General features: G+C 64.7%; 27 protein-coding genes, 2 tRNA genes and 2 pseudogenes. 15 read left to right on the top strand and 16 right to left on the bottom strand.

The genetic code is table 11. The features are described from left to right. Window positions 1-7: 7 nt before the first annotated feature. The gene (locus ABIF91_RS33245; protein ID WP_038960272.1) at window positions 8-1,234 is read left to right on the top strand and encodes an IS256 family transposase; all 1,227 of its coding nucleotides are present in this window, start codon (window positions 8-10) and stop codon (window positions 1,232-1,234) included. A gap of 35 nt (window positions 1,235-1,269) precedes the next feature. Here the strand turns inward: ABIF91_RS33245 and tnpB are convergent, their stop codons facing one another. Both tnpB and ABIF91_RS33235 read right to left on the bottom strand, forming a co-directional pair. Next, the gene (gene tnpB / locus ABIF91_RS33240) at window positions 1,270-1,698 is read right to left on the bottom strand and encodes an IS66 family insertion sequence element accessory protein TnpB (protein ID WP_424579618.1); all 429 of its coding nucleotides are present in this window, start codon (window positions 1,696-1,698) and stop codon (window positions 1,270-1,272) included. Continuing rightward, the gene (locus ABIF91_RS33235) at window positions 1,695-2,093 is read right to left on the bottom strand and encodes a transposase (protein WP_026192391.1); all 399 of its coding nucleotides are present in this window, start codon (window positions 2,091-2,093) and stop codon (window positions 1,695-1,697) included. Before ABIF91_RS33235 ends, tnpB begins: the two co-directional genes overlap by 4 nt. 319 nt (window positions 2,094-2,412) lie before the next feature. Between ABIF91_RS33235 and ABIF91_RS33230 the strand changes: the two genes are divergently transcribed. Together ABIF91_RS33230 and ABIF91_RS33225 are read left to right on the top strand one after the other, a co-directional pair. Beyond that, complete coding sequence (locus tag ABIF91_RS33230) at window positions 2,413-2,793, top strand: YciI family protein (RefSeq protein ID WP_028181711.1); 381 nt, start codon at window positions 2,413-2,415, stop codon at window positions 2,791-2,793. Between the two features lie 47 nt (window positions 2,794-2,840). Beyond that, window positions 2,841-3,905 (top strand): IS630-like element ISRj1 family transposase, encoded by a 1,065-nt coding sequence (locus ABIF91_RS33225; protein ID WP_026192128.1) that lies wholly within the window; start codon window positions 2,841-2,843, stop codon window positions 3,903-3,905. Window positions 3,906-3,914: 9 nt separating this feature from the next. Here the strand turns inward: ABIF91_RS33225 and ABIF91_RS33220 are convergent, their stop codons facing one another. Continuing rightward, complete coding sequence (locus ABIF91_RS33220) at window positions 3,915-4,505, bottom strand: TMEM175 family protein (RefSeq protein ID WP_028181710.1); 591 nt, start codon at window positions 4,503-4,505, stop codon at window positions 3,915-3,917. Window positions 4,506-4,629: 124 nt separating this feature from the next. On the opposite strand from ABIF91_RS33220, the gene ABIF91_RS33215 reads away from it, so the two are divergent. Next, window positions 4,630-6,687 (top strand): ATP-dependent helicase, encoded by a 2,058-nt coding sequence (locus ABIF91_RS33215; RefSeq protein WP_424579617.1) that lies wholly within the window; start codon window positions 4,630-4,632, stop codon window positions 6,685-6,687. 56 nt (window positions 6,688-6,743) lie between these two features. Further along, complete coding sequence (locus ABIF91_RS33210; protein ID WP_028181708.1) at window positions 6,744-7,724, top strand: NADPH:quinone oxidoreductase family protein; 981 nt, start codon at window positions 6,744-6,746, stop codon at window positions 7,722-7,724. Window positions 7,725-7,772: 48 nt separating this feature from the next. On the opposite strand, the gene ABIF91_RS33205 is transcribed toward ABIF91_RS33210, so the two are convergent. The 3 genes and pseudogenes from ABIF91_RS33205 to ABIF91_RS33195 form a co-directional block, all read right to left on the bottom strand. After that, window positions 7,773-9,020 (bottom strand): amidohydrolase family protein, encoded by a 1,248-nt coding sequence (locus ABIF91_RS33205; protein WP_424579616.1) that lies wholly within the window; start codon window positions 9,018-9,020, stop codon window positions 7,773-7,775. 12 nt (window positions 9,021-9,032) lie between these two features. Next, complete coding sequence (locus tag ABIF91_RS33200) at window positions 9,033-9,455, bottom strand: GAF domain-containing protein (RefSeq protein WP_244429938.1); 423 nt, start codon at window positions 9,453-9,455, stop codon at window positions 9,033-9,035. Window positions 9,456-9,526: 71 nt separating this feature from the next. Continuing rightward, window positions 9,527-10,150: pseudogene (locus tag ABIF91_RS33195) on the bottom strand (MFS transporter); the annotation flags it as partial. A gap of 196 nt (window positions 10,151-10,346) precedes the next feature. On the opposite strand from ABIF91_RS33195, the gene ABIF91_RS33190 reads away from it, so the two are divergent. Then, on the top strand, window positions 10,347-11,270 hold the full coding sequence (locus ABIF91_RS33190; protein WP_028181706.1) for a LysR family transcriptional regulator: 924 nt from the start codon (window positions 10,347-10,349) through the stop codon (window positions 11,268-11,270). Window positions 11,271-11,403: 133 nt separating this feature from the next. Beyond that, on the top strand, window positions 11,404-12,435 hold the full coding sequence (locus tag ABIF91_RS33185; RefSeq protein WP_028182343.1) for an LLM class flavin-dependent oxidoreductase: 1,032 nt from the start codon (window positions 11,404-11,406) through the stop codon (window positions 12,433-12,435). Between the two features lie 110 nt (window positions 12,436-12,545). Here the strand turns inward: ABIF91_RS33185 and ABIF91_RS33180 are convergent. Further along, window positions 12,546-12,631: transfer RNA gene (locus tag ABIF91_RS33180), tRNA-Tyr, on the bottom strand. 206 nt (window positions 12,632-12,837) lie between these two features. Between ABIF91_RS33180 and rlmB the strand changes: the two genes are divergently transcribed. Further along, window positions 12,838-13,668, top strand: coding sequence for a 23S rRNA (guanosine(2251)-2'-O)-methyltransferase RlmB (gene rlmB / locus ABIF91_RS33175; protein ID WP_028182342.1), 831 nt, complete (start codon window positions 12,838-12,840; stop codon window positions 13,666-13,668). 165 nt (window positions 13,669-13,833) lie between these two features. Here rlmB and ABIF91_RS33170 read toward each other — a convergent pair whose 3' ends face one another. Together ABIF91_RS33170 and ABIF91_RS33165 are read right to left on the bottom strand one after the other, a co-directional pair. Continuing rightward, window positions 13,834-14,340 (bottom strand): hypothetical protein, encoded by a 507-nt coding sequence (locus ABIF91_RS33170; protein ID WP_028182415.1) that lies wholly within the window; start codon window positions 14,338-14,340, stop codon window positions 13,834-13,836. Window positions 14,341-14,383: 43 nt separating this feature from the next. Continuing rightward, window positions 14,384-14,869 (bottom strand): hypothetical protein, encoded by a 486-nt coding sequence (locus ABIF91_RS33165; RefSeq protein ID WP_028182416.1) that lies wholly within the window; start codon window positions 14,867-14,869, stop codon window positions 14,384-14,386. A gap of 281 nt (window positions 14,870-15,150) precedes the next feature. Here ABIF91_RS33165 and ABIF91_RS33160 point away from each other — a divergent pair, with 281 nt between their 5' ends. Both ABIF91_RS33160 and ABIF91_RS33155 read left to right on the top strand, forming a co-directional pair. Further along, on the top strand, window positions 15,151-15,627 hold the full coding sequence (locus tag ABIF91_RS33160) for a hypothetical protein (RefSeq protein WP_035676846.1): 477 nt from the start codon (window positions 15,151-15,153) through the stop codon (window positions 15,625-15,627). Window positions 15,628-15,789: 162 nt separating this feature from the next. Further along, window positions 15,790-15,864: transfer RNA gene (locus ABIF91_RS33155), tRNA-Thr, on the top strand. A 15-nt stretch (window positions 15,865-15,879) separates the two neighbouring features. On the opposite strand, the gene ABIF91_RS33150 is transcribed toward ABIF91_RS33155, so the two are convergent. Continuing rightward, the gene (locus ABIF91_RS33150; RefSeq protein WP_028180036.1) at window positions 15,880-16,611 is read right to left on the bottom strand and encodes a class I SAM-dependent methyltransferase; all 732 of its coding nucleotides are present in this window, start codon (window positions 16,609-16,611) and stop codon (window positions 15,880-15,882) included. 73 nt (window positions 16,612-16,684) lie between these two features. Continuing rightward, a pseudogene (locus tag ABIF91_RS33145) lies at window positions 16,685-17,402 on the bottom strand (class I SAM-dependent methyltransferase). A gap of 266 nt (window positions 17,403-17,668) precedes the next feature. Between ABIF91_RS33145 and ABIF91_RS33140 the strand changes: the two are divergent. Beyond that, window positions 17,669-17,896 (top strand): hypothetical protein, encoded by a 228-nt coding sequence (locus ABIF91_RS33140; RefSeq protein WP_035676840.1) that lies wholly within the window; start codon window positions 17,669-17,671, stop codon window positions 17,894-17,896. A gap of 3 nt (window positions 17,897-17,899) precedes the next feature. Here the strand turns inward: ABIF91_RS33140 and ABIF91_RS33135 are convergent, their stop codons facing one another. Continuing rightward, the gene (locus ABIF91_RS33135) at window positions 17,900-18,304 is read right to left on the bottom strand and encodes a hypothetical protein (protein ID WP_424579615.1); all 405 of its coding nucleotides are present in this window, start codon (window positions 18,302-18,304) and stop codon (window positions 17,900-17,902) included. On the opposite strand from ABIF91_RS33135, the gene ABIF91_RS33130 reads away from it, so the two are divergent. After that, on the top strand, window positions 18,303-18,533 hold the full coding sequence (locus ABIF91_RS33130; protein WP_424579614.1) for a hypothetical protein: 231 nt from the start codon (window positions 18,303-18,305) through the stop codon (window positions 18,531-18,533). The two genes, ABIF91_RS33135 and ABIF91_RS33130, sit on opposite strands and share 2 nt — an antisense overlap. A gap of 288 nt (window positions 18,534-18,821) precedes the next feature. After that, entirely contained in the window at window positions 18,822-19,076 is a 255-nt protein-coding gene (locus ABIF91_RS33125) for a hypothetical protein (RefSeq protein WP_028180039.1), read from the top strand. Window positions 19,077-19,103: 27 nt separating this feature from the next. Here the strand turns inward: ABIF91_RS33125 and ABIF91_RS33120 are convergent, their stop codons facing one another. The 4 genes from ABIF91_RS33120 to ABIF91_RS33105 all read right to left on the bottom strand — a co-directional run bounded on the left by ABIF91_RS33120 (window position 19,104) and on the right by ABIF91_RS33105 (window position 21,606). Next, on the bottom strand, window positions 19,104-19,346 hold the full coding sequence (locus ABIF91_RS33120) for a DUF6719 family protein (RefSeq protein ID WP_028180040.1): 243 nt from the start codon (window positions 19,344-19,346) through the stop codon (window positions 19,104-19,106). Window positions 19,347-19,588: 242 nt separating this feature from the next. Further along, entirely contained in the window at window positions 19,589-20,296 is a 708-nt protein-coding gene (locus tag ABIF91_RS33115) for an outer membrane protein (protein WP_028180041.1), read from the bottom strand. 285 nt (window positions 20,297-20,581) lie between these two features. After that, window positions 20,582-20,977 carry a hypothetical protein gene (locus ABIF91_RS33110; RefSeq protein WP_035676852.1) on the bottom strand — a complete coding sequence of 132 codons (396 nt, stop codon included), beginning with the start codon at window positions 20,975-20,977 and terminating at the stop codon, window positions 20,582-20,584. Window positions 20,978-21,210: 233 nt separating this feature from the next. After that, the gene (locus tag ABIF91_RS33105; protein ID WP_035674929.1) at window positions 21,211-21,606 is read right to left on the bottom strand and encodes a His-rich protein BRANT; all 396 of its coding nucleotides are present in this window, start codon (window positions 21,604-21,606) and stop codon (window positions 21,211-21,213) included. A 255-nt stretch (window positions 21,607-21,861) separates the two neighbouring features. Here ABIF91_RS33105 and ABIF91_RS33100 point away from each other — a divergent pair, with 255 nt between their 5' ends. Continuing rightward, on the top strand, window positions 21,862-22,404 hold the full coding sequence (locus tag ABIF91_RS33100; RefSeq protein WP_028180044.1) for a tetratricopeptide repeat protein: 543 nt from the start codon (window positions 21,862-21,864) through the stop codon (window positions 22,402-22,404). Between the two features lie 107 nt (window positions 22,405-22,511). Continuing rightward, window positions 22,512-23,903 (top strand): serine hydrolase domain-containing protein, encoded by a 1,392-nt coding sequence (locus ABIF91_RS33095; protein WP_028180045.1) that lies wholly within the window; start codon window positions 22,512-22,514, stop codon window positions 23,901-23,903. The last annotated feature ends 36 nt before the right edge of the window (window positions 23,904-23,939 follow it).

Below are 23,939 nucleotides of genomic sequence, written 5' to 3'. Positions count from 1 at the left end.
GACTCACATGGCTACGGATTTTTCACCTGAGATTTTGGACCAGCTTCTTGCCGGGGGCAGCCTCAAGCCAGAAGACTTAGCCGGCGAAGACGGGCTTTTCAGACGACTGAAGAAGGCGCTTCTGGAGCGCGCACTGGGTGCGGAGCTGACCCACCACCTTGGCTATGAGAAGGGCGACCCGGCGGGCCGCGGGTCGGGCAACAGCCGCAACGGCACAAGCAGCAAAGCGCTGTTGACGGACGACGGCGAGATCGAGATCGAGGTGCCGCGCGACCGCGCCGGCACGTTCGAACCGGTGATCGTCGCGAAGGGCCAGACCCGCTTCGACGGCTTCGACGAGAAGATCATCAGTCTCTACGGGCGGGGCATGACGGTACGGGAGATCCAGGGCCATCTGGCCGAGCTCTACGGCACCGAGGTGTCCCCCGATCTGATCAGCAAGGTCACCGACGCGATTCTCGACGAGGTCCGCGAATGGCAGAGCCGGCCGCTGGAAGCGATCTATCCGGTGGTCTTCTTCGACGCGCTCAGGGTCAAGATTCGCGATGAGGGGATGGTCAAGAACAAGGCAGTCTACGTCGTGCTGGGCATCACTGCATCGGGCGAGAAAGACGTGCTCGGGCTTTGGATCGAGCAAACCGAAGGCGCCAAATTCTGGCTCAAGGTCATGAACGATCTGAGGAACCGCGGCGTCGCCGACATCCTGATCGCCGTCGTCGACGGTCTGAAGGGCTTTCCCGAGGCGATCAACAGCGTCTTTCCCAAGGCGATGGTCCAGACCTGCATCGTGCATTTGATCCGCAACAGCCTATCCTTCGTGTCCTGGAAGGATCGCAAGGCGATCCTTCCCTCGATCAAGGCGATCTATCATGCCGAGAATGCCGACGCCGCTCTGCTCAGGCTCGAGGACTTCGAAGCCGAGTGGGGCAAGCGCTATCCCGCGATCGGGGCGGCCTGGCGCCGGGCGTGGGAGCACGTCATTCCGTTCTTCGCCTTCGCGCCGGAGATACGCAAAATGATCTATACCACCAACGCGGTCGAGGCGCTGAACCGTTCGCTGCGCAAGATCATCAAAACACGCGGCAGCTTCCCCAACGACGAGGCGGCGATGAAGCTGCTTTACCTCGCCATCAGAAATGCCGGCATCCATTGGCGACGACCGGTTGCATGGACGGCCGCAATGGGCCAGTTTGCCATCCAGTTCGGCGAGCGCTTTGCAGGCTCAGCGGACTGACCCCATGGGGTCAGTCCGCTGACCCCGCAAACCCCTCACAGAGACGCTCTTACACAAAACTTCTGACACTCCCCGGCACATCCGCAAGCTATCATCCCAAAGCCCCGCGCGAAACAGGTTGTCGGGTCTGAGTCAGTTCGCCGCAGCTGGCGTCGCGACAATCCGTTCGCCCACTCGCTTTCGAACTGCACGCGCGTCAGATGCATGACGCCGTCGCTGATCTGCGGCCACTCGAAACGACCATCGCGGCCAAGGCGCTTGTAGACCAAAACGAGGCCCGTGCCGTCCCATAGCAAAATCTTCAGCCGGTCGGCGCGCTTCGAACGAAAAACCACGATCAGGCCCGAATGCGGATCGAGCCCAAGCGTGTTTTGCACAAGACCGGCCAGCGCGTCGTGCCCGCACCGGAAGTCAACAGGACGCACAGCAAGCACAATCCGCAGTCCCTGCGCCGGAATGATCATGCGCCGCGCTCGATCGCAGTCACGATCTCCGCGATCCGCACCGCCGACACGTCCGCATCCAGGCGGACCGAAACCTTGCCAATCGTAATCTCGACGGGCCCCTCGCTCTTGCCTGACGCCACTGGATCGCTCAGCTCGATCGACACGAAATCCGCCGCGTCGTCCGTGACCAATGCGAGCCGGCCAGCACGCGCCAATCTGCGCCACGTCGTCAACTGCTGGGCCTTCACACCATAACGCCGTGCGACATCACATACCCGGGCGTCGGGCTTCATGCTCTCGAAAACAGCGCGCCCCTTGATCTCCGCAGACCATAACCGGCCTCCAGAACGCGTCCGGCGCGTAAGCTTCCCCACAAAGCCATCAGCTTCGGCTTCCTCCCCCGATTGTTCCATCGCCTTCAGTCTCCTCTCGGCTCTCTGACAAGCCAAGGATCGCAGAGCGAAAGCCGAAGCGAAACCAGTCAATCAAATGGGAGAAAAGCTCCGCTTACGATGATCTTGATGGTATGACCCGACATTGCGGCCTCCAGCAAAAGCCTGTTGTTTATGGTCCATCAGTCGCGACCCGCTCCGGCGGCGTTCACATGGCAGGTCCGCAATCGGGTTTCAGAACCGTTTCGCCGCTCGCCGGGCACGCAATATTCGTCTCGGGATTGTCGGGACGGGCTGCTGTGCTACGTCCTTGGGACCTGTGCAAAAAAAAGAGGTGAAGATGCTCTACGCGATCCTGGCCTACCACGTGGAAGACGAGATCTTGTCCTGGACGCCGGAGCAGGACGCCGCAGTCGTAGCCAAAGTCATCGAGGTTCAGGCGCCCCTCCGGGCAAGCGGACAGTTTGGACCGGCGGCCCGCCTGGATGAGACCCGAAAGGCCCGCACCTTGCGCGGCCCCGGCGCGGGAATAGTGCTGGACGGGCCGTTTGCCGAGACCAAGGAACAGCTTCTGGGCTTCCACCTGATGCAATGCGCCACCGAGGATGAGGCAATCGCGGCGGCGCGGAAGCTGCGTGCGGTCAATCCGACGGCGGTCTACGAAATCCGGCCGGTCAAGCTTTACGTGCCGGCCGATGGGTTCGGGGCGACAGAGGGGTGAGCTAGTACCCACTTTTCTTGGAACGTGAGTCGTGATTCAAGGTCGGGATGATACCCGAAGCAAGAGAAGTCCACCTTTCGAGGAAAGATCGCAAGGTGCTTGAGGCGTGCTGTCGCTCACCGGTGACGTTGCAGCGCGATTTGAAGCGGGCGCGGATAGTTCTGTTGGCGGCGGATGGGCGCAGCACCCGGTCGATCGCCAAGGAAGTTGGGGTCCAGCCGCGGATTGTCAGCCTTTGGCGGCATCGCTATGCCGACCATGGCCTTGAAGGGCTGCAAGACAAGCCGCGGCCTGGCAAGCAGCCGATCTATACGAAGACGACCGACAAGCGGATTCTGAAGCTGCTGGATAAGCCGCCACCGCAAGGGTTTGCGCGCTGGACCGGCCCCCTGCTGGCCGAGGCGCTGGGCGATGTCGATGTCCAATATGTCTGGCGGTTCCTGCGCAGCCACAAGATTGACCTGGTGGCTCGCAAGTCCTGGTGCGAGAGCAACGACCCGAACTTTACGGCCAAAGCCGCCGATGTTGTCGGCCTCTATGTCGCGCCGCCGGCGAAGGCCATTGTGCTGTGCGTGGACGAGAAGCCCTCGATCCAGGCTTTGGAGCGAGCGCAGGGTTATCTGAAGTTGCCCAATGGCCGCGCCTTGACCGGCCAAAGCCACGATTACAAGCGGCATGGCACCACAACATTGTTTGCGGCGCTCGAAGTCGCCACCGGAAAGATCATCGCGACCCATTCAAAACGCCGGCGCCGCGTCGAGTTTCTCGATTTCATGAACAGCGTCACCGCGGCTTTTCCGAACCGCAAGCTTCACGTCATCCTCGACAACCTCAACACCCATAAAAAGAACGAGGACTGGCTCAAGGCCCACCCCAACGTGCAATTTCATTTCACGCCGACAAGTGCGTCATGGCTCAATCAGGTCGAAGTATGGTTTTCCATCTTGCAGGGGCAGTCGCTCAGCGGCACCTCCTTCACGAGCCTCAAGCAGCTTCAGGAACACATCGATGCCTACGTCAACGCATACAACGACAGAGCCGAGCCCTTCGTCTGGACCAAGAAAAAGGTCCGTCAACGCCGTTTCAAAGGCCGCCGTATCACTCAGCTCTGATTCCGGGTACTAGGCGCCCGGCCCGGTCCGCGCATTGTAGAAACGCTGGATCACGATTCCGCCGAAGGCGATGAACCACAAGAAGGGCGCGACGTGCGGCGCGAACGCCGCAACGATCGTGCCCGGGATGAACACCAGCAGCGGAAACAGCGCGGCCATGATTTCCTGGCGCCAGCCGCCCAGGATCCTCCACCACAGCCAGGCGTTGAGGCCCGCGATCGCGGTCAAATGCAAGCCGTAGAGCACGGCGACGGCGCTGCTCCTGCCATAATTGGTGTAGAGCCCGTTGGTGACCGGCAGCAGCACGATCGAGAGCAGAAAGAACAGGTTGAGGATCACGTCGCCGCGGCTGCCGACCGGCTGGCGCGCCAGCCGCCGGTGATGGCTGATCCAGAACACGCCGGCGATGATGAAGCTGAGCGCAAAGCCTATCAGCTTGCCCGAATAGACCCGGGCGAGGTCGTTCCAGTCCGGCGCGCTGGTGAACACGGCGGCCTTGGGCAGATCATAGGCGAGAAGCGTCATGCCGACACCGAAAATGGTGTTGCTGAGCGATTCCAGCCGTCGCATCTCGAACTGGTCGGGCTTGAGCTCGGTCATCTCGGGCATGGGGTACGCTGGAACTGGGGGCCGTCTTCCCCCTAAATCCTAATTCCGGTTCCGTCCAGCCGCATTGCGATTCGCGCCGGGATCGCCGACTCTCATCCTTTCACCGGGGCGATTCGTGGCGACATATCTGGACACGCTCAATGCGGAGCAGCGCCGCGCCGTCGAGCATGGCGTGGCCGAGGGCTCGACCGTGGGCGCTCCCCTGCTCGTCATCGCTGGCGCGGGCTCCGGCAAGACCAACACGCTGGCCCACCGCGTCGCGCATCTGATCGTCGCAGGCAGCGATCCCCGCCGCATCCTGCTGATGACGTTTTCGCGCCGTGCGGCGGCGGAAATGGCCGGCCGCGTCGAGCGCATCTCCCGAAAGGTGCTCGGCGAGAGCAACGCCGCGATCATGCGCGATGCGCTCACCTGGGCCGGCACCTTCCACGGCATCGGCGCGCGGCTCTTGCGCGAATATGCCGAGCGGATCGGCCTCGATTCCGCCTTCACCATCCACGACCGCGAGGACTCTGCCGATCTGATGAACCTGGTCCGGCACGAGCGCGGACTGTCGAAGACCGCGAGCCGCTTTCCCGCCAAGGGCACCTGCCTCTCGATCTACTCCCGCTGCGTCAACGCCGAGATGGAGATCGAGAAGGTGCTGGGGGTGCACTATCCCTGGTGCAGCGGCTGGGCAGCCGAGCTGAAGGGCCTGTTCGCCGCTTACGTCGAGGCCAAGCAGGCCCAGCACGTGCTCGATTACGACGATCTGCTGCTCTACTGGTCGCAGATGATGAGCGATGCGCTGATCGCGGAAGAGATCGGCGGCCGCTTCGATCACGTGCTGGTCGACGAATATCAGGACACCAACCGTCTGCAATCCTCGATCCTGCTGGCGCTCAAGCCTGACGGGCGCGGCCTCACCGTGGTCGGCGATGACGCGCAGTCGATCTATTCGTTCCGCGCCGCCACCGTGAGCAACATCCTGGACTTTCCGCAAAGCTTCTCGCCCCGCGCCGAGATGATCACGCTCGACCGCAATTACCGTTCGACGCAGGCGGTGCTGGCGGCGGCGAACGGCGTCATCGGCCTCGCCCGCGAGCGCTTCACGAAAAATCTCTGGACCGAGCGCGCCTCCGGACAGAAGCCGCAGCTCGTCACCGTGCACGACGAGGCCGACCAGGCGCGCTACATCGTCGAGGCGGTGCTGGCGAACCGGGAGCAAGGCGCGTTGCTCAAGCACCAGGCGGTGATGTTCCGCACCTCCTCGCATTCGGGTCCGCTGGAGATCGAGCTCACGCGCCGCAACATCCCCTTCGTCAAGTTCGGCGGGCTGAAATTCCTCGACGCCGCGCATGTCAAGGACGTGCTGGCGCTGTTGCGCTTTGCCGAAAATCCGCGCGACCGCGTCGCCGGCTTTCGCATCCTGCATCTGTTGCCGGGCATCGGCCCCGCGACCGCACAACGCGTGCTCGACCAGATCGCGGAGAGCACCGATCCACTTGCCGCGCTCGGCCGGCTCCCGGTGCCGGCGCGCACCGGCGACGACTGGACCGACTTCGTCCGCACGGTCGAAAATCTGCGCTATTCGGAATGGCCTGTTGATCTCGAGCGCGTGCGGCTCTGGTACGAGCCGCATCTCGATCGCATCCACGAGGATTCCGAGACGCGCCGCGCCGATCTGATGCAGCTCGAGCAGATCGCGAGCGGCTATCCCTCGCGCGAGAAATTCCTGACCGAGCTCACGCTCGATCCGCCGGATGCGACCAGCGACAAATCCGGACCGCCGCTGCGCGACGAAGACTACCTGATCCTCTCCACCATCCACTCCGCCAAGGGCCAGGAGTGGAAATCGGTGTTCGTGCTCAACGTCGTCGACGGCTGCATGCCGTCCGATCTCGGCGCCGGCACCAGCGCCGAGATCGAGGAAGAGCGCCGCCTGCTCTATGTCGCGATGACCCGCGCCAAGGACGATCTGCACCTCGTCGTTCCCCAGCGCTTCTTCACCCACGGTCAGGCCGCCAAGGGCGATCGCCACGTCTACGCCTCGCGCACCCGCTTCATCCCGGAAACCCTGGTCTACCTGTTCGAGCGCACCGCCTGGCCGAAGGCCGCCGCAGGTGCGGCCCGCAGCTCTGCGCATGGGCCGAAAATCGACATCGGGGCGAAGATGCGGGGGATGTGGCGATAGACGCCAGCGGCCGACGGCGACCCCTGTCAGGATAGCTGGAACAACAGAGGTCCGACATGAAAGCCGTCGTCGTCGAGCAATACGCGCCCATCGATCAGATCGAGCTGAAGGACGTCCCGCCCCCGCCCATGGAGCCCGGACAGTTGCGGATCCGGGTCGAGGCCGCAGGGATCGGCTTTGTCGATGGCCTGAAAATCCAGGGCCTCTATCAGACCAAGGATCCCCTGCCCTTCATTCCCGGGACCGAGTTCGCAGGGATCGTGGACGAAGCTCCCGGCAGGCCGGGTGGCTATCAGCCCGGCACGCGCGTGATGGGCATGACGCGCTCGGGCGCGCTGGCCGAAGAGATCGTCGTCAGGCCCGAAGCGCTGTATCCCTTGCCGGACGGCGTTGCGGCCGAAGTCGCGGCCTCCTTTCGTGCCAATTACCTGACCGCGCTTTATGCGCTCAGTGCACGCGCCTCGCTCTGCGCTGGCGAGCAGCTTCTGGTGCTGGGCGCAGCCGGCGGCACGGGAATCGCTGCAGTCCAGATTGGCAAGCTGCTCGGCGCGCGCGTGATCGCAGCGGCCTCGACACCGGACAAGCGCGCGTTCGCGCAGGCACACGGCGCCGACGCCGCGATCGACTACACGCAGGCCGGCTGGCGCGACACGCTGAAGGAGTTGACTGGAGGGCACGGCGCCGACGTGATCTTCGACCCGGTCGGCGGCGACATCTCGGTGCAGGCCTTCCGCTCCATCGCCTGGCGCGGGCGCCATCTCGTGGTCGGGTTTGCCGCCGGCGCGATCCCCGCGCTGCCCTTCAATCTGCCACTGTTGAAAGGTGGCGCCCTGCTCGGTGTGGACCTTGCGCAGATTCCAACACGCGAGCCCGAGACACAGAAGCGCCTGATGTCGGACCTGACGGGCTGGCTGGCCGAGGGCAAGCTGAAGCCCGTGGTCGGCCAGGTCTTCGCGCTGGACGATTTCCGGGAAGCGTTCAGGACCATGCAGACGCGCGGAGCTCTCGGCAAGATGGTCGTGCGCATCTCGAAATAGGACCGAAGATCGACATCAGTGTGCAGATGCCCGTGATGCGGTGGGTAACTACGCGTCGAGCCGGTCGAACTGGACCTTGCCTGCCTTCATCACCAGCGGAATGTGCTCGCCCTGGCCGAGCAGGCAGCCGACGTCGCGCAGCGGGTTGCCGTCGACCACCAGCAGGTCCGCGATCGCTTCCGGCGCGATGCGGCCGAGCCTGCCGTCCATGCCGAGCACCTCGGCGCCGATCACTGTCGCGCTGGCGATGACCGCGCGGGGCCCCAGGATTTCGGCGCGGATGCGGAATTCGTCGCTCTGGAGGCGCTGCGACGGACCGAGCAGATCGCTGCCGAACCCCATCTTCACGCCGGCGTCGCGATAGATCGCAAGCGAGCGCAGGCCCGCGTCGCGGACGTCGGCGATCTTGGCGACGCTCTCCGCCGGCAGGCCAAATTGCGCGCCCTCATTGGCCAATGCCTCATAGGTGACCAGCGTCGGCACCACATAGGCGCCCTCCTCGGCCATCAGGCGCGCGGTCGGCGCATCGACGAGATTGCCGTGCTCGATGGTGCGCACGCCGCAGCGAACCGCGCGCTCGATCGCGGCCGCGGTGTAGGCGTGGGCAAGCACGTAGGTCTGGCGGCCGCGCGCCTCCTCGACGATGGCGCGGATCTCGTCCTCGGAGTAGCCAAAGGCGCCGACCGGATCGGTCGGCGAGGCGACACCGCCGGAGGCCATGATCTTGATCTGGTCAGCACCCATCTGGAGCTCTTCGCGTGCGGCCTTGCGCACGCCGTCGACGCCGTCGGCGACGCGCGCCAGCGCACCGACACGCACGCAGCACGGACATGGCGCGTCGCTGGCGAGGTAATCCGAGCGCGCCCGCATGTCGCCGTGGCCGCCGGTCTGGCTGAGCGCGCGGCCGGAGACGAACAGTCGCGGACCGTCGGTCAGGCCGGTCTCGATCGCCTGCTTCAACGCATGGTCGGCGCCGCCGGCATCGCGCACCGTGGTGAAGCCCCGCCGCAGCATGCCGCGCAGCAGCAGCGTCGAGCGCAGCGTCACCAGCACGTTGGGCATGTGCACCTGCTGCGCCAGGTTGAGCTCCACGGCGATCGCATGCACGTGCAGGTCGATCAGGCCGGGCATCAGCGTCTTGCCCTTGAGATCGACGGTGCGATCGGCGCTGGCCTTGATCGGACGGTCCGAGACCTCCTTGATCAGGCCGTCTTCGACCAGTACGTCATGACCTGCCAGCAACTCGACCTGGAGCGGATCGAGCAGCGCGGCGTTCTTGAAGAGGATGCTGGGCATCGCGATGTCCTGTCAGAGAGAGGCCGGCGCAAGCAGCGCCGGCAATGTGAGCTGGGCAAAGGGAAGGCATGCGGCGATATCGTCCTCGCCGTACCAGCCTGCCTCGTGAAGCAGGTTGAGCGTGCCGAGCGTCCGCCCGCGCCAGCGCACGGGCATGTTGAGCACGCTCTCGCAACCGAGCGAGGCGATCAGCGCGTGGTCGGAGAAGACGTCGCGCAGATCGTCCAGCGTGCGGCCGATATAGGCCTCGCCGCGGTCGAGAACGGCCTCGGTCCAGGGGCCCGGCGCAAGGCGCTTGCGTCCGCCGGCCGGATACGGGCCGGGAAGATTGGAATAGACCCGCGCAGCTTCGCCGCTGTCGCCGTCGTAGGCCAGGATCGTGAACAGCTTGTGCCCGATCGCCGACTTGACGGCTTCGTCCAGCGCCGCGAACATCGCGTCTGCCGACCCGCCAGAAGCGCCGCGAAATTGGCAAGCAGCGTTCCGGTCGTGCCGGCCGGCGCCGTGGCTTCGACGACCGGCTGCGGCAGGACATGGCCCGCGCGCGCAAAGCCCGCCTCGATCCTGTCGAGGACGGCTTCGGCTTCCTTCTCCCGGCCCCGGCTTTCGAGCCAACGCGGCGATTCCGGCAGCGACTTGCGCCACCACAGCAGCATGACGACCGGCACCGCCGTGATGACCAGCACGATGCGCCAGCCGTTGTCATAGGCGGGGACGATGAAGTAGCCGAGCAAGGCCGCGGCGACGAAGCCGAAGGAGAAGAAGCCGGCCAACGCGCCGGTGAAGCTGCCGCGGTAGCGACGCGCGACGAATTCCGCGAGATAAGGCGCGATGATCGCGCTCTCCGCGCCGGTGCCCATGCCGGCGACGACGCGGGCGGCGAAGAAGGACGGCCAGGTGTCCACCGCCGCGCTGACGATGGATGCGATACAGTAGAGCGCCAGTGCCGACATCATCACGGCACGGCGGCCGATCAGGTCGCCCAGCGTGCCGGCGAACAAGGCGCCGAACAGAAAGCCGATATAGGTGCTGCTGCCGAGCACGCCGATCTGCACGCTCGACAGATTCCACGCCGTGCGCAGCACCGGCAGGATGAAGGCCAGCACCGCCGCGTCCATCGCGTCGAACATGTAGCCGAGCCCGCCCATCAGCAGCAGATGCTTGTGGAAGCGTGCGAACGGAAGGCGCTCGATGCGCGCCGATATCATCGACATGAAAAGTCCCCTCTGATGTCACGGGCCCGGCGCGCCGCTCAGGAAGGAACCATAGACAAAGTGACATTATCGTCATAATTTATAATCATGATCTACTATATCACCGTAGTGAATGTTCGTGTCGTTTCGCGCGCTTGATCTCAACCTCCTGAAAGTCTTCGAGGCGCTGATGACCGAGGGCAGCGTCACGCGCGCCGCGAGCGCGCTGCGGATGACCCAACCCGCGGTCAGCAACGCGCTGGCGCGGCTGCGCGACGCGCTGGGCGATCCCCTCTTCGTGCGCGCCGGCACGGGAATCCGTCCTACCCAGCGCGCAGCCGCGCTGTGGGAGCCGATCGGCGAAGCGCTGGAAACCGTGCGCGGCGCGCTCGACGAGCAGGTGTTCGATCCCGCCCGCGCGCAGACCGAGTTTAGCCTGTCGATGTCGGACTACGTCGCCTCGCTGGTGATGCCGAACCTTCTCACCCATCTCGGCGCGATCGCGCCGAAGGCGCGCGTCCACACTATCCCCAACACCGTCATCGAGATCGCCGACCAGCTCGAGGACAACAGGGTCGACTGCGTGCTCAGCGTCTATGTCAACGAGGCGCAGCAGCCCGCCGCCATCCGCTCGCGCTCGCTGTGGACCGTCGACTACGCCTGCTTCATGCGGCGCGGGCATCCCCTCGCCGCCCGAAAGCGGCTGAGCACCCGGACATTCCTGAATGCGGGACATGTCGACGTGAGCCTCGCGGGCAAGACGATGCCGTCCTACGATCTCTTTCTCGCCTCGCGCGGGCTGTCGCGCAATCTGGTGGCGACCGTCAATCACTACAGCGCCGCCTACGAGGTCGTGCGCCAGTCCGACCTGATCGCGGTGCTGCCGAGCGATCTGCGCTCGCAATCAAGGCATGCACCATTGCTGCACGCCATGCCGTTGCCACTCAAGGCGCCGCCGCGCATCGTCAGCCTGTTCTGGCACCAGCGCAACGACACCGTGCCGGCGCAGCGCTGGCTGCGCGAGACCCTGGTCGCGATGTTCGCCAGATCCGATTGAGCGGGCGTGGTGAAAAAACCGGAAACCCAGCCTTTCCCGGAGCGGCCTTGTTGAGCCGGCGGCCACGACCTAGCTCCACATCGAAACCACCCCGTCCTGGCGGCTGACGCCGCTCCCCACAGAGACCTGATCGATGACCGCACCGCTTGAATTCGGACTGGATACCTTTGGCGACGTCACGAGAGATGCGTCCGGCGCCATGCTCCCGCATGCGCAGGTGATCCGCAACGTCGTCGACGAAGCGGTGCTGGCCGACGAGCTCGGGCTTGACTTCATCGGGCTCGGCGAGCACCACCGCACCGATTTCGCGATCTCCTCGCCGGAGACCGTACTGGCCGCGATCGCATCGCGTACCAAACGCATCCATCTAGGCTCTGCCGTAACGGTGCTGTCTTCGGACGATCCCATTCGCGTGTTCCAGCGCTTTGCCACGCTGGATGCGCTCTCGAACGGGCGCGCCGAGGTGATCCTCGGCCGCGGTTCGTTCACCGAGTCCTTTCCGCTGTTCGGCTTCGACCTGCGCAAATATGAAGAGCTGTTCGAGGAGAAGCTCGATTTGTTCGCCGCGCTCTTGTCGCAGCAGCCGGTGACTTGGGAAGGCAAGCTCCGTCCACCGCTGCGGGACCAGCTGGTCTACCCGCCGGTCGAGAACGGCACGCTCAAGACCTGGATCGGCGTCGGCGGCAGCCCGCAATCGGTGGTGCGGGCCGCGCATTACGATCTGCCCCTGATGCTCGCGATCATCGGCGGCGATCCTGCGCGCTTTGCGCCTTACGTCGATCTCTATCACCGCGCCTTCAGGGAGTTCGGCCGCCCGTCGAAGCCGATCGGCGTGCATTCGCCGGGCTACGTCGCCGAGACCGATGCGCAGGCGCGCGAGGAGCTGTGGCCCGACTACAAGGCCATGCGCGACCGCATCGGCAAGGAGCGCGGCTGGCCGCCGATGGGCCGCGACGAGTTCGTCAGCGAGGCCGAGCATGGTTCGCTCTATGTCGGCTCGCCGGAAACGGTGGCGCGGAAGATCGCGAAGACCGCGAAGGCGCTCGGCATTTCACGGTTTCAGTTGAAGTACTCGGCAGGACCTTTGCCGCACGAGAAGCTGATGCGGAGCATCGAGCTTTATGGGCGGAAAGTGGTGCCGATGGTGCGGGAGATGATGGGGTAGCGACTTGAGGCGGCTTCAGTCCGTCTTCGCCCTACGGGCTTCGCCGGACACCACGCTTTGCCCTTCGGACCTCACGTGGCTGCGCCACGCGGAGCCCGAAGGGCGAAGCGTGGTGGGGGAGGCAGGACTCGAACCTGCGAAGCCATGAGGCGGCTGATTTACAGTCAGCTCCCTTTGCCACTCGGGACACTCCCCCGCTCGATGGCAGCACAATCGGGCCGGACCTTGCCGGCGACCGAAGTCGGCCATGGAACGTGAAGGCCGCGACAACCCGGATCGGGGCGCGACCGGGCGCGTTTATGGGCGATGCGGTGGGGCAAAGTCAACCGAGGCGGACGGCTAAAATCGCCCTCGCCGCCACCGAAATTGCCATATTCCGGAACCCATGACAGAAGCGAGCCCATGAAGGATCGAAAATTCGGCCCCAAGGGGGCTCGCGGCGGGGCTAAGCCCTTCAACCGGCCCGGAAAAACGGCCGGCCGGTCGGCGTGGCGCGACCGTGATTCGCAAGGCGACGGCCCCGTCATCCTCTATGGCTGGCACACCGTCACCATGGCGCTGGCCAACCCCCAGCGCCGGATCCGCAAACTGACGCTGACCGAGAACGCCGCAAGGCGCCTTGCGGACGAGAACATCGAGACCCGCGTAGCGCCGGAGATCGTGCGGCCCCAGGAGATCGACCGGCTGCTGTCGCCCGACGCCGTGCACCAGGGCCTCTTGGCCGAGGCCGATCCCCTGCCCTCGCCGGATATCGAGACCCTGACGCAGGAAGGCATGGTGCTGGTGCTCGACCAGATCACCGACCCCCACAATGTCGGCGCCATCCTGCGCTCGGCCGCAGCGTTCGCGGTGAAGGCGATCGTGACCACCGCGCGGCACAGTCCGGAAGCGACCGGCGTGCTGGCCAAGGCCGCCTCCGGCGCGCTCGAGCTGGTCCCGATGGTCACGGTACAGAACCTCTCCCGCGCGCTGACGGCGCTGAACGAGCACGGCTTCCAGACCGTCGGCCTCGACAGCGAAGGCAGCGAGGATATCAGCGATGTCGCGCTACGCGAGCCGCTCGCACTCGTGCTCGGCGCCGAAGGCAAGGGCCTCAGGCAATTGACCCGCGAGACCTGCAGCGTCGTGGCGCGGCTCGACATGCCCGGCGAGATCAAGAGCCTCAACGTCTCGAACGCCGCCGTGCTCGCGCTCTATGTGGGCGCGAGCCGGCTCGGCCTCATGAAGCGCTAAAGCATGATCCGGAAAAGTGCGCAGCGGTTTTCCGGAAAGATCATGCTTAAACAACAATCTAAAGCGCGATGACGATTCATCCGAATCGCATCGCGCTTTGGCACAACAAAACGCCCGCCCGCATCGCGCGGACGGGCGTCTCGTTGGGCTTTAGCCGATCAGAGATCAGTGATAGCGGCGCGTCGCGCGGTGACCGCCATAGTAATGCGGCGCGTGGCGATGAGCGTAGCCATAGCGCGGACCGTGGCCGTAGTGCACACGCGGCAGATATCCGTAGCGGGGGCCGTAGCCATAACGATACGGACGGTAGTACGGGCGGCGATAGGGGTAAGCGGCCGGCGGCGCGACCGCAGCGGCACGATAGCCGTAGCCATAGCCGTAATTGGCGGGCGCAACGACCGCGTCCTCACGGTAGGTCGGATACGGCGCGAACGCGCCCGGACCGGTATAGGTCGGGCCCTGGTTCACGTAGTAATACTGCGTGGTCGGCTCGACGAGACGCTCATAGGCGCCATAACCGTAGCCGTACCCATAGCCGCCGCAGCCGGTGTTGCAGCCGGAATAGACCGGCGCAACCGGCGCGCACGTGGTGAAGCCGCAGGCGGCGGCGGGCGCGGTGGCGGCGAACGTCACGGCTGCTGCCGCGACCAGTCCCGAAATCATCTGACGCATTACTCTCTCCTGTTGATTCCGTTTTTTTGGATTGTCACGTTTCTCAACCCGGCGGCCTGCCGGGTAGCTCTGTACGCGGCCGCGGCCGAGGGGGCCGAGGACGATCGTTGATCTCGGGCGCGTAGATCACCGCCGGCGGATCGACCGGCGGGTCCATCTGCGCCGGCAGCGGCGCGGACGAGGCGCCCCAGCTCTCGTGGTAGCTCTCGGCGGGCTTGGGTAATTTGCGGTTGGCAGGCGGCTCGACCTCGAGCCGGCCGTAGCCCGGCCGCAGGCCCAGCGTCGGATAATAGTGGCCGAGATGGTCGGGTTGACGCTCGGCGATATAGCGTCCGCCATAGATCGTGGGCTGCACCTGCTGGTTCTTGCCGAGGCCCCAGGTGCCTTCGACCACGGCATAGGAGGCGTCGATGTTGTTGATGATGATCGGCACCCCAGGGCGGCCGGGAACGACGATATCGAAGCCCTCGCCGGCAAACGCCGTCGCAGGCAGTCCGATCAGAAAGGCGGCGAGCGCCACGGCGCGCATGAGGAGACCCCGATTATCCGGCGACAACCTAACCGATCGCCACGCAGAGAGAGTTAAGGCCTGCTCACCAATTTCCGGTAAGCCTAATGTGTAAGGGTTGCGCGCCGCTCAAATGCTGCAAAGCAAGCTAGCGAAGTGTTAACGCGCAGGGCTCCGCCGCCGGAACAGCGCCGCCGTGCTCACATCCGTTTGACTGTTCAGCTGCGAAAATCCACGGTTGCATCGGAACGTCCTGCGCCGTCGGCGTTTAGCCCCCATCAACGAAATGGGAGTGAACAGCCATGAACATCAAGCTTCTCGGGGCGACAGCGATTGCAGCGACCATGCTGGCAGGCTCCGCCATGGCGCAGGCGGTCGTCACCAATCCCGGCCGCTGCGCGGCGCAATTCCCCAACGCCAACTGCCAGAACCTCGGCCCGGGAAACCCGTACACCGATAGCGGCTATCGTCAGCGCCGCGCGTCCTATCGTCAGACCAATAGCGGCGACTGGAATAACGACTGGAACAGGAGCCGCACTGGCTTCTGGCCTACCGACGTCGCAGCGGGCGTCGCCGGCGCCGCGATCGGCACCGCTGGCGCGATCGCCACCGCCCCATTCCGCGCCTGGGACAATTCCTACGCCTATGACAATTCGTGGGACCGCGGCTGGAACAATCGTGGATGGGACACCCGCACCTACGCCCAGCGCAACGGCTTCGTCTGTACGCCCGGTACCTGGTTCAAGGGCGAAGACGGCCGCCCGCACATCTGCCAGTAGGTCAACGAGCGTGAGCGCGATGGATCAGGCGGCCTTCGGGCCGCCTGTTTCGTGCCTGCACCAATCATCGCGGGTTCTGGCACTTTCCAACCAAGTCTGATATTGCGACGCCCGGGCGGACAACCGGCACAGATGCCGGGCCCCGCTCTGCATTCAAGCGTCGCCGGCTTAGCTCAGCGGTAGAGCAGCGGTTTTGTAAACCGAAGGTCGGGGGTTCAATCCCCTCAGCCGGCACCAGCTCTCGACGCAGTTTCAGTCCGCCAGCGCGCTGCTATTCGAGCCGCTATCGGGCTTCGCATTCGGCAATTGATCCAGCCGCCAGAGCCCGAGGCTCTTGTCGCGCCAGCCACCACCGCCCTCCTCGCAACGCTCGTTGATCAGCGCGTCCGGCGCGGGCCAGTCGAACGGCGCCTTCTCCATGTTGAGCGCCCGCCAGTCGCCGTCCTCGCAATCGCGGTTGCCGTCCCATTCGGGAAAGGTGGTGACCAGCAGCAAGCGCGCCCCGCTGATCCGGAATTGCGCGAGGGCGCGATCGATGTTCGCAAAGCTCAGATGCACCAGGCAGTCCCGGCAGAGAATCAGATCCGCAAGCGGCAATGCATCGCGCGTGATGTCGGCGACGAGAAACCGGCCCGGCGAGGCACCGCCTGCGACACGCCGGCGGTTGGCCTCGATCAGCGACGGCACGATGTCGATGCCGGTGTAATCGACATCGAGCTCGAGCCGGCCAATCCACCCGGCATCGCCGCAGGGCGCATCCAGCAGCGAGCGCACGCGGAGCCGTTGCAGCAGTGCAGGAAGCGCCTCGCAGACCGCGCTGGTCGCGGGATCCTCCGAGCCGAGGCCGGATACCGAAGTGGCCGCGCCCCAAAGGTTGGTGCGCTCAATGCGCTCGAACCGCGCGGCGAGATCGAGACCCGCGAAATTCTCACGGTCGGCGAGGAAACGTTGGTGGGCGAGCACGGGAGGACGATTGGGGATCATCGGACGAGCCTCGAGCCAAGTCGTGAGCCAGTGTACAGGCGATGCGTCGCCGCCGAAATCGCCTGCCTTACCCTCAGGCCGGCTTCTGCCACTCCATGACGTGGAAGAAGGGCACGCGGCGATGACGGGCGACCTGCTCGGGACTGCCGCCTGTCGGCTGCGGCTCGACGAAGAGACGCAACTGCAGACCGTGATCGAGCAACAGAGTCATGTAGGTGCTGAGCGGACGGTGCCAGTTCTGGACGGATGCCGTGCCAGGCGGCCCAGATCGGACGCTCGTCCATGTAGTGATCGATGGCGAAGCGCATCTCGCCCTCGCTGTCGCGTGTCCAGCCGTCCGGCTGGCCGGCGGTGTTAAAGCTCGTCAGGTTGGCAATCAGCAGCGTACCGCCCGGACGCAGCGCCGCCACCATCCTTGCGATCGCAGTATCGAGATCGGGCATGTCGATCAGGCTGAGATAGCTGACGACCAGATCGAAGCTCGCATCGACCTCCATCATCTCGGCGCGGCCGAGCCGATAGTCGCCGTCCGGGTCCAGCTCGCGGGCGCGCGCGAGCAACGCCTCGGTCGGATCGATACCGGTGGTGCGGATGCCGGCCCGCTGCATGATGCGGCAGAAGCGCCCTTCCCCGCAGCCGACGTCGAGCGCATTGCGGAAGCCGCGCCCTTCGATGCGCTCCTTCATCGGCGCGTCCAACACGAAACGGCGACCATAGTCGCCATCTTGCCCCTGCTCGACGATCCAGGCGGCCGCGGACGCGGCCCAGCCGTCGCTGACATCCTCGTTCATAGGCAGACCTTCAGGAGTGGATGTTGGCCGCGCGCATCGCAGGCGCCGCTACTGACCATAATCTGGATCAGAGTTCAACATGAGGTAGCGTGCGTGTACGATGCGCTCCACCACGGTCAAAGAGAAAGCCAGGATCGCCGCGGTGCGGTTACGGCTGTCGTCATGACGGCCGTGCTGTTCGCGATCGCAACGGGTTTTCTGCTGGCACGACAGGTCGATGAAATGCCGGACCGGAACCAAAGACGTGCGTCACTCGTTCTTGACCCATGCGGATCAGGGAAGAAAACCGAAACATCATTCTGCTGGTGACAGTGATGCTGTGCTGTGGCGCCGTGGCCGGCACATTGATACTGTTCGAACCGGAGCTGGTGCCGGCCCCTGAAAAGCGCGTCGCCGAGAGAGCCGTGATCGACGTCGCCCGGACATCGATCCAGGCTCCAGTCCGGGTGGTCGGTGCGCCGTTCGAGCCCAACGTCAATCCCCGCGAGCGGTAGCGCTCACCGCGGCGATGCCTCCCTGCCCTCCGCGGACAGGGCGTGGGCACGCGCCAATTCTTCCGCAAATGCGATCACCTCCGCCCGCTTGTCGGGCGGCAGCGACAGGAACGCGCGGATGAGCCTCAGCCCCTCCGCTTCGTCCGACCGTTCTTCTCCCGCGACCATTCTTTCAATGTCGGGCGATCGGGAAAAATATGCAATCCCTTTCGAACCTTCTTGATTCGATGCAGCCGCTTTGCTGGAATGATCGTGGCTGAGGTGGATCATGAAATGGATCAGGGAGCGCGACGCACTGATCGCGCAGACACTGGCCTTCGTCCAATCGGTGACCGGCAGGAAGGATGACCTCCTGCAGCCGGATGCGTCCGCGGTTGGCTCGCCCGTCGCGGTCGAGATCGTCGCCATGGAGGCGGTGGCCGTCGAGGTCGAGCCGCCGCAAGTTCCGCTTCCGCCCCGGCCCGCACCTCTCATGGCGCGGGCAAGCGGCGATTTCCGCACCGAGATGCAGGCTCGCCTTGCCAATTTCCGGAAGCATCAGGAGCGCTTCGAGCGCGAGCGTGAGGAATACTGTACGGCGACCCTGACCAGATTGCGTGCCGCCATCCGCGACGCCGGCCCTCCAGCAAAAAAATAGCGCCCGGTCAAAGGCCTACAGCCAGGACCAGACCAGCCAGAGATTGGCCGCGCAGGCGCCGAGCAGCGCCAGCGTGAGCGTCAGGAGCATGTGCCCGCAGGATGTCTTCAGGTCGCTCGTCATGGCGGAAAACATCCGCTGATTCCGGCCGACGAGTCCCAGGGATTCTTTTTTCCGGGATTCAGGACTCGTTAAGGACTCAAGGGCCGGCGGTGGCCGATCACGATCTGGCGGCGGGCGGAACCTGACCGGGCAAGCTCGTTAACCCGGTTTCTTGGAGCGGGAAAAATGCCCTACGCCCTGTTCTGCAACGATGCCCAGATCAGCAAGGCCTATCCCAGCGAGTCCGACGTCTGGAAGCTCGCGCAGCGAAGCGGTCTCGTCGTGGACGTGGTTGCGGACGACGAGCGGCCGGGACCGCGCCGGGTGCTTGACAACGGCTACGAGATCGCCTCGTGCCAGGCAGCACACGGCGAGGACCCCGCCAAGAACAAGGCTGAGGCCGACCAGCAGACGAGGATGGAGCTTGAGCTGAATTCCTGAGTTCCGGCACGAAACCGGAGCGGAGGCTCAGGGCGTCGCGGCCGCCAGCGAAGCCTGCTCGCCGGGCATGGCCACGCAGGCCTTGCGGCGATGCAGCCCACGGATGGCGCCGGTAACCTTCATTACCTTGCCCGACGGACAGGAAGCGTCCTTGACGAAGGCCACCTCATAAGGTGCCAGCATCAGAGGCTCGGATTTGAGGATTGTCTGTGCAGAGCACGGCAGGAGGGAGAAGCATGAGAGCACCACTGCCGACACCAAGATACGCATGTCCGTCGTCCCACCAGCCCGATAAATGTCATATAACGCGTTCCGGAGCGCGAGTTCCGTAGATCGCAAAAATTATTTTTGCTTTACCCCTGGCCCCATCGGCGTGAGAAGGCGCGCCAGCCACCATTTGCAAGCAAATGACGCGCCAGATAGTTCATGAAAAGCAAACAATCGGCTGACAAACCGGCAAATCAAAGGCCGGCGGAGCCGGCCTTTGTCGGGTCTTCAATCGCCACTGGCAGTCAGTAGCGGGAGCCTGCCGGACCGCCCCAGCCGAAGCGGTAGTTCACCCCGACCTTGACGGTATGCTCGTCCTCCCGGCCGCGAGCACCGACGATGTCGGCCGGGCCGGAGGTAAAGGTGGTGCTGCCGAAATTGTAGTACTGGTACTCGGCCTTGGCCGACCAGCTCGGCGCGAACATGTATTCGAGGCCGGCGCCGACAGTATAGCCGTCCTTGTTGTTGCCGGTGGTGGTGAAGGCCTGCGGCACCCCGGCGATGTTCACGCCAAGGCCGTTATTACGCCAGGCATAACCACCCTTGGCGTATAGCAGCGTCGGTCCCCAGGTGTAGCCGATGCGACCGGTCACCGACCCGATCTGGTCGGTGTTGGAGGTCACCTGCGTGCCCAGCGGGAAGGTGGCACCGTTGTTGTTGGTCGGCAGCCAGGAATACTGCGCTTCGATACCCACCACCCAGTTGGGCGCGAACTGGTAGTCGAAGCCGCCCTGCACGCCGCCCATGAAGCGAGCGTCGCTGGATTGGAAGCTGCTGTCGCCGGCAAACGCGCCGCCGACATGGCCGCCGATGTAGAAACCGGTCCAGTTGTAAATGATCTGCGGCGGCGTATAGGCCGGAGCCTTCGTGTAGGTGCGCGGCTGAATGTCCGCGGCGGCGGCCGGCGCGGCCAGTGCAAGCACCGCGGCTGCACCCAGCAAAATCGATTTCATGATCATCCCCGTTCTTTCATAACGACACTCAGGAAACAACGTGGCGTGAATTGGGTTGCTTCGCGACGATGCCGGAACGTTGATCGTTCGTCACTGTGACGGGGTGGCAACAACGCGATTTTGTTCCGTCACACCACCCTGAGTTAACTGTTTTTGTCGCGTGCACAAGGCCCGGCGCAACGATTTGTCTCAAGAGGAAATCACCCCGTTCAAAGCTCGCCGAAATGTGATCCAGCGGCTCCGGCTGCGTCTGTCTAACATCAGGCAATGAAGGCGGGCTTTGCGCTACCGCGTCATCTTTTCCAGTTCCGGAAAGGGTGCGTAAACCGCACCGGCGCAGAGATCGCTGGTCCTGTCGACCACGCGGTCCGCCCGGCCGTTGACGAAGATCACGGCCCGTTCGCGCATGGCCTTGTAGCTGCCATCGGTCTCGCGCGGGGTGAAGTGCAGGCAGCTCACATAGAACTGCCGGCCGCCGACCTCGCGCTGCACCGGTTCGGCCATGCTGGCGTCGCGCACGCCGACCGGATTGTTCAGATAGGTCCGCATCAGAGCCAGCGTGTCGCTCCGGAAATTGTCGGGAAACGGCTGCGGCCCGCCGGCCTGGGTCCCGCCCATCAGCGTTGGACGGTCACCGTCGCTGCCGAAACAGGCCGCAAGCGCCAAGGGCAATGCCAATATCACCGCACATCTCGCCAACCGCCCCACAGGCCCCGCTCTCCGCTCGATCAGATCAGGAGACGTTCTAGCTCCAAGCCTGCACGAAGGGAATTCGCTTGCCGCGGCGCAAGCAGCGCACCGGCCCGCCGGCGGCACCTCGGGCTTTCGCACGAGAACACCGCGAACGGACCGGGCCTGAAGTCCGCGCGCGGCGGCGGGGCAATGCCAGGGATGCCGCCGCGCGGGATCAGCCGTCAGTTGCGCTGGTCTGATGCCGCCGGCTTGGTCACGTCCGGCTGCGCCTTCTGCGACTCCTTGGCCGTGACCTGCTTGTGACCATGGCGATCCTTGCGCACGGTCTTGTGCTCGCCGGTGGTGACCGCGGCGTTCGCGTTCATCGCCTTCGACTTGGGATCCACCTTGGCGTCGGTGGCCTTGACGTCCGCCGGCTTGAGATCAGCCTTGGTGTCGGCCTTGGCGTCGGCCTTGACGCCGGCGTCCGATTTCGCGGCGGTGGTCGGCGCCTTGGTCTGGCTCTGGTCCGCCTTGATCACCGGGGCAGTCGTGGCGGTCTTTCCGGCCTCGGCAGCGAAGGCCGGGGCTGCGATCACGGACGCTGCGAGCAAGGCTGCGGAGATGGTCTTCAACATGGTGGTCTCCTCTTGGAAGGATCTCGAGGCGGCGCCCTCTCGCCCACCCTTCGATCGTAGGTGGCAGCCTAGGCGGGGCACATTGAACCCAGTCTGAAGCCCCCTGCAGGCTTCCGTTCATCTCGATGACAAGTTTGTCATCAGCGACCGGGCGAATAGGAATAGATCGTGCGAAGCGGGAATGTTTTTGCGCGACGGGTGTTCGGTCTTTGGGCAATCGTGTAGGATCGCCACGTTCCATACGGGAGAATTTAGATGCGCAAACTCTCAATGCTTGTTGTGCCGGGCCTCGTCGCCATGACGCTGGCGGCGGCGCCGGTACTGTCGAGCGCCTATGCCGCGGGCAGCGACGAGCCGTCCTCGCCGCCGAAGTCGGATAGCTCGTCCAAAAAGGGCAAGAAGAAGAGCTCTTCCGTCAGCGATCCCAAGTTCCTTGCGGCCTATCGCACCGCCTACGCCGCGATCTACGACAATCACGACTACACGGGCGCGATCGGCCAGTTGAAGTCGCTCAAGCGCGACGACGTCGCCGACGTCGCCAATCTGATCGGCTACTCCTATCGCAAGCTCGGCGACTACCAGTCGTCGAAGGTCTATTACGAGCTCGCGCTGAAGGACGATCCGAACCATGTCCGCACCTGGCAGTATTACGGCCTCTGGCAGCTCGAACAGGGCAACCGCGAACAGGCGCAGTATCATCTGAACAAGATCGCCTCGCTTGCCGGCACCGACAGCTCGGAGTATCGCTCGCTTGCCGCAGCGCTCGACAAGCCGACCGGCGCGACGCTGGTCTACTGAGACATCGCAAGCTTGAACGAAGTCGACGGGCACAACCTTTCGGGTTGTGCCCGCTCCGCTTTCTCGGCTAGCCTCCGCCACCAATCTTCCCTGCAGATTGGTGTGCAATGGACACGTGGCTGCGATCCGCGATCGACTACATCGGCTCCTGGATCGAATTCCAACTGACGACAATCCAGCAGCCCGGCGTCATCGTCGCATTCGCCCATCGCGGCGAGGTCGTCGCCGAGCATGCGTTCGGCCTTGCCAATCTCGATACCGGCGAGAAGCTCACCCCACGCCACCGCTTCCGCATCGCCTCGCACTCCAAGAGCTTCACCTCGGCCGGAATCATGAAGCTGCGCGAGCAGCGCAAGATCCGGCTCGACGATCCCGTGGGCGATTATGTCGGCGGCCTGCATCCGCGCGTCGCCGAGACGACGATCGCGCAAGTGCTGTCGCACAGCGCGGGATTGACGCGCGACGGCGCCGACTCCGGCCAGTTCATCGACAGCCGCCCCTATCTCGGCACGAAAGAATTGCTCGCGGAATTGAAGCTGCCGACCGCAATCGAACCCGGCACCCGCTTCAAATACTCCAATCACGGCTTTGGGCTGATCGGCCTCGTGATCGAAGCGGTGACCAGGGAGCCCTACCCGGTCTGGATCAAGCGCGAGATCATCGAACCTGCGGGCTTGCGCGAAACCGAGCCGAATGCACCGCTTGCCAAGGGCACGCCGTTCGCGTGCGGTCATACGCGCATCGTCCCGCTGGGCGAACGCTGCGTGATCCCCGGCGACAATCCCGCACATGCGATGGCATCCGCCGCAGGCTTCGTCGCCACCGCCGCCGACACCGCCCGCTTCTTCGCGCAGCTCGCACCCAACGCGAGGAAGAGCGTGCTGTCGGTCGCGAGCCGCCGCGAGATGACGCGGCACCATTGGCGCATCCCGCAGAGCTTCGAGACCTACTACGGCTTGGGCGTCAATGCCGGCAAGACCGACGGCTGGGACTGGTTCGGCCATGGCGGCGGATTCCAGGGCTACATCTCCCGAACCTGCTCCATTCCCGCTTGTGAGCTTTCGATCAGCATCCTCAGCAACTCCATCGACGGCGCGGCCCCGTTCTGGATGGATGGCGCGATGCAGATCCTGCGCACCTTCAAGACCCGCGGCGCACCCGACCGCCGCGTGCGCGACTGGACCGGTCGATGGTGGACGATCTGGGGCGCGACCGATCTCGTCCCCGCGGGCAACCGCGTGCTCGTCGCCAATCCGCAGTTCAGCAATCCCTTCATGGATGCCGCCGAGATCGAAGTCACCGGCCGCGACACCGGCAGGCTCGCCTGGGCGGCCGGCTATTCCAGCCATGGCGAGCCGGTGCGCCGGATCCGTGACAAGCGCGGCAAGATCAGCGACATCTGGATCGCCGGCGCGAACGTGAAGCCGGCCAAAGTCGTCGCGCGAGAGATCGCGCGCAGATACAAGCCGCGCCGACGCCGGCCTCTAGTTAGAGCATGACCCAATTGGAAAGCCGCCACACGTTTTTGCGGATCC

Source organism: Bradyrhizobium sp. USDA 241, from assembly GCF_049739505.1.
Lineage (GTDB): Bacteria > Pseudomonadota > Alphaproteobacteria > Rhizobiales > Xanthobacteraceae > Bradyrhizobium > Bradyrhizobium liaoningense.
The sequence above is the reverse complement of the archived record's forward strand: the minus strand, read 5'-3'. Positions and strand labels throughout refer to the sequence as shown.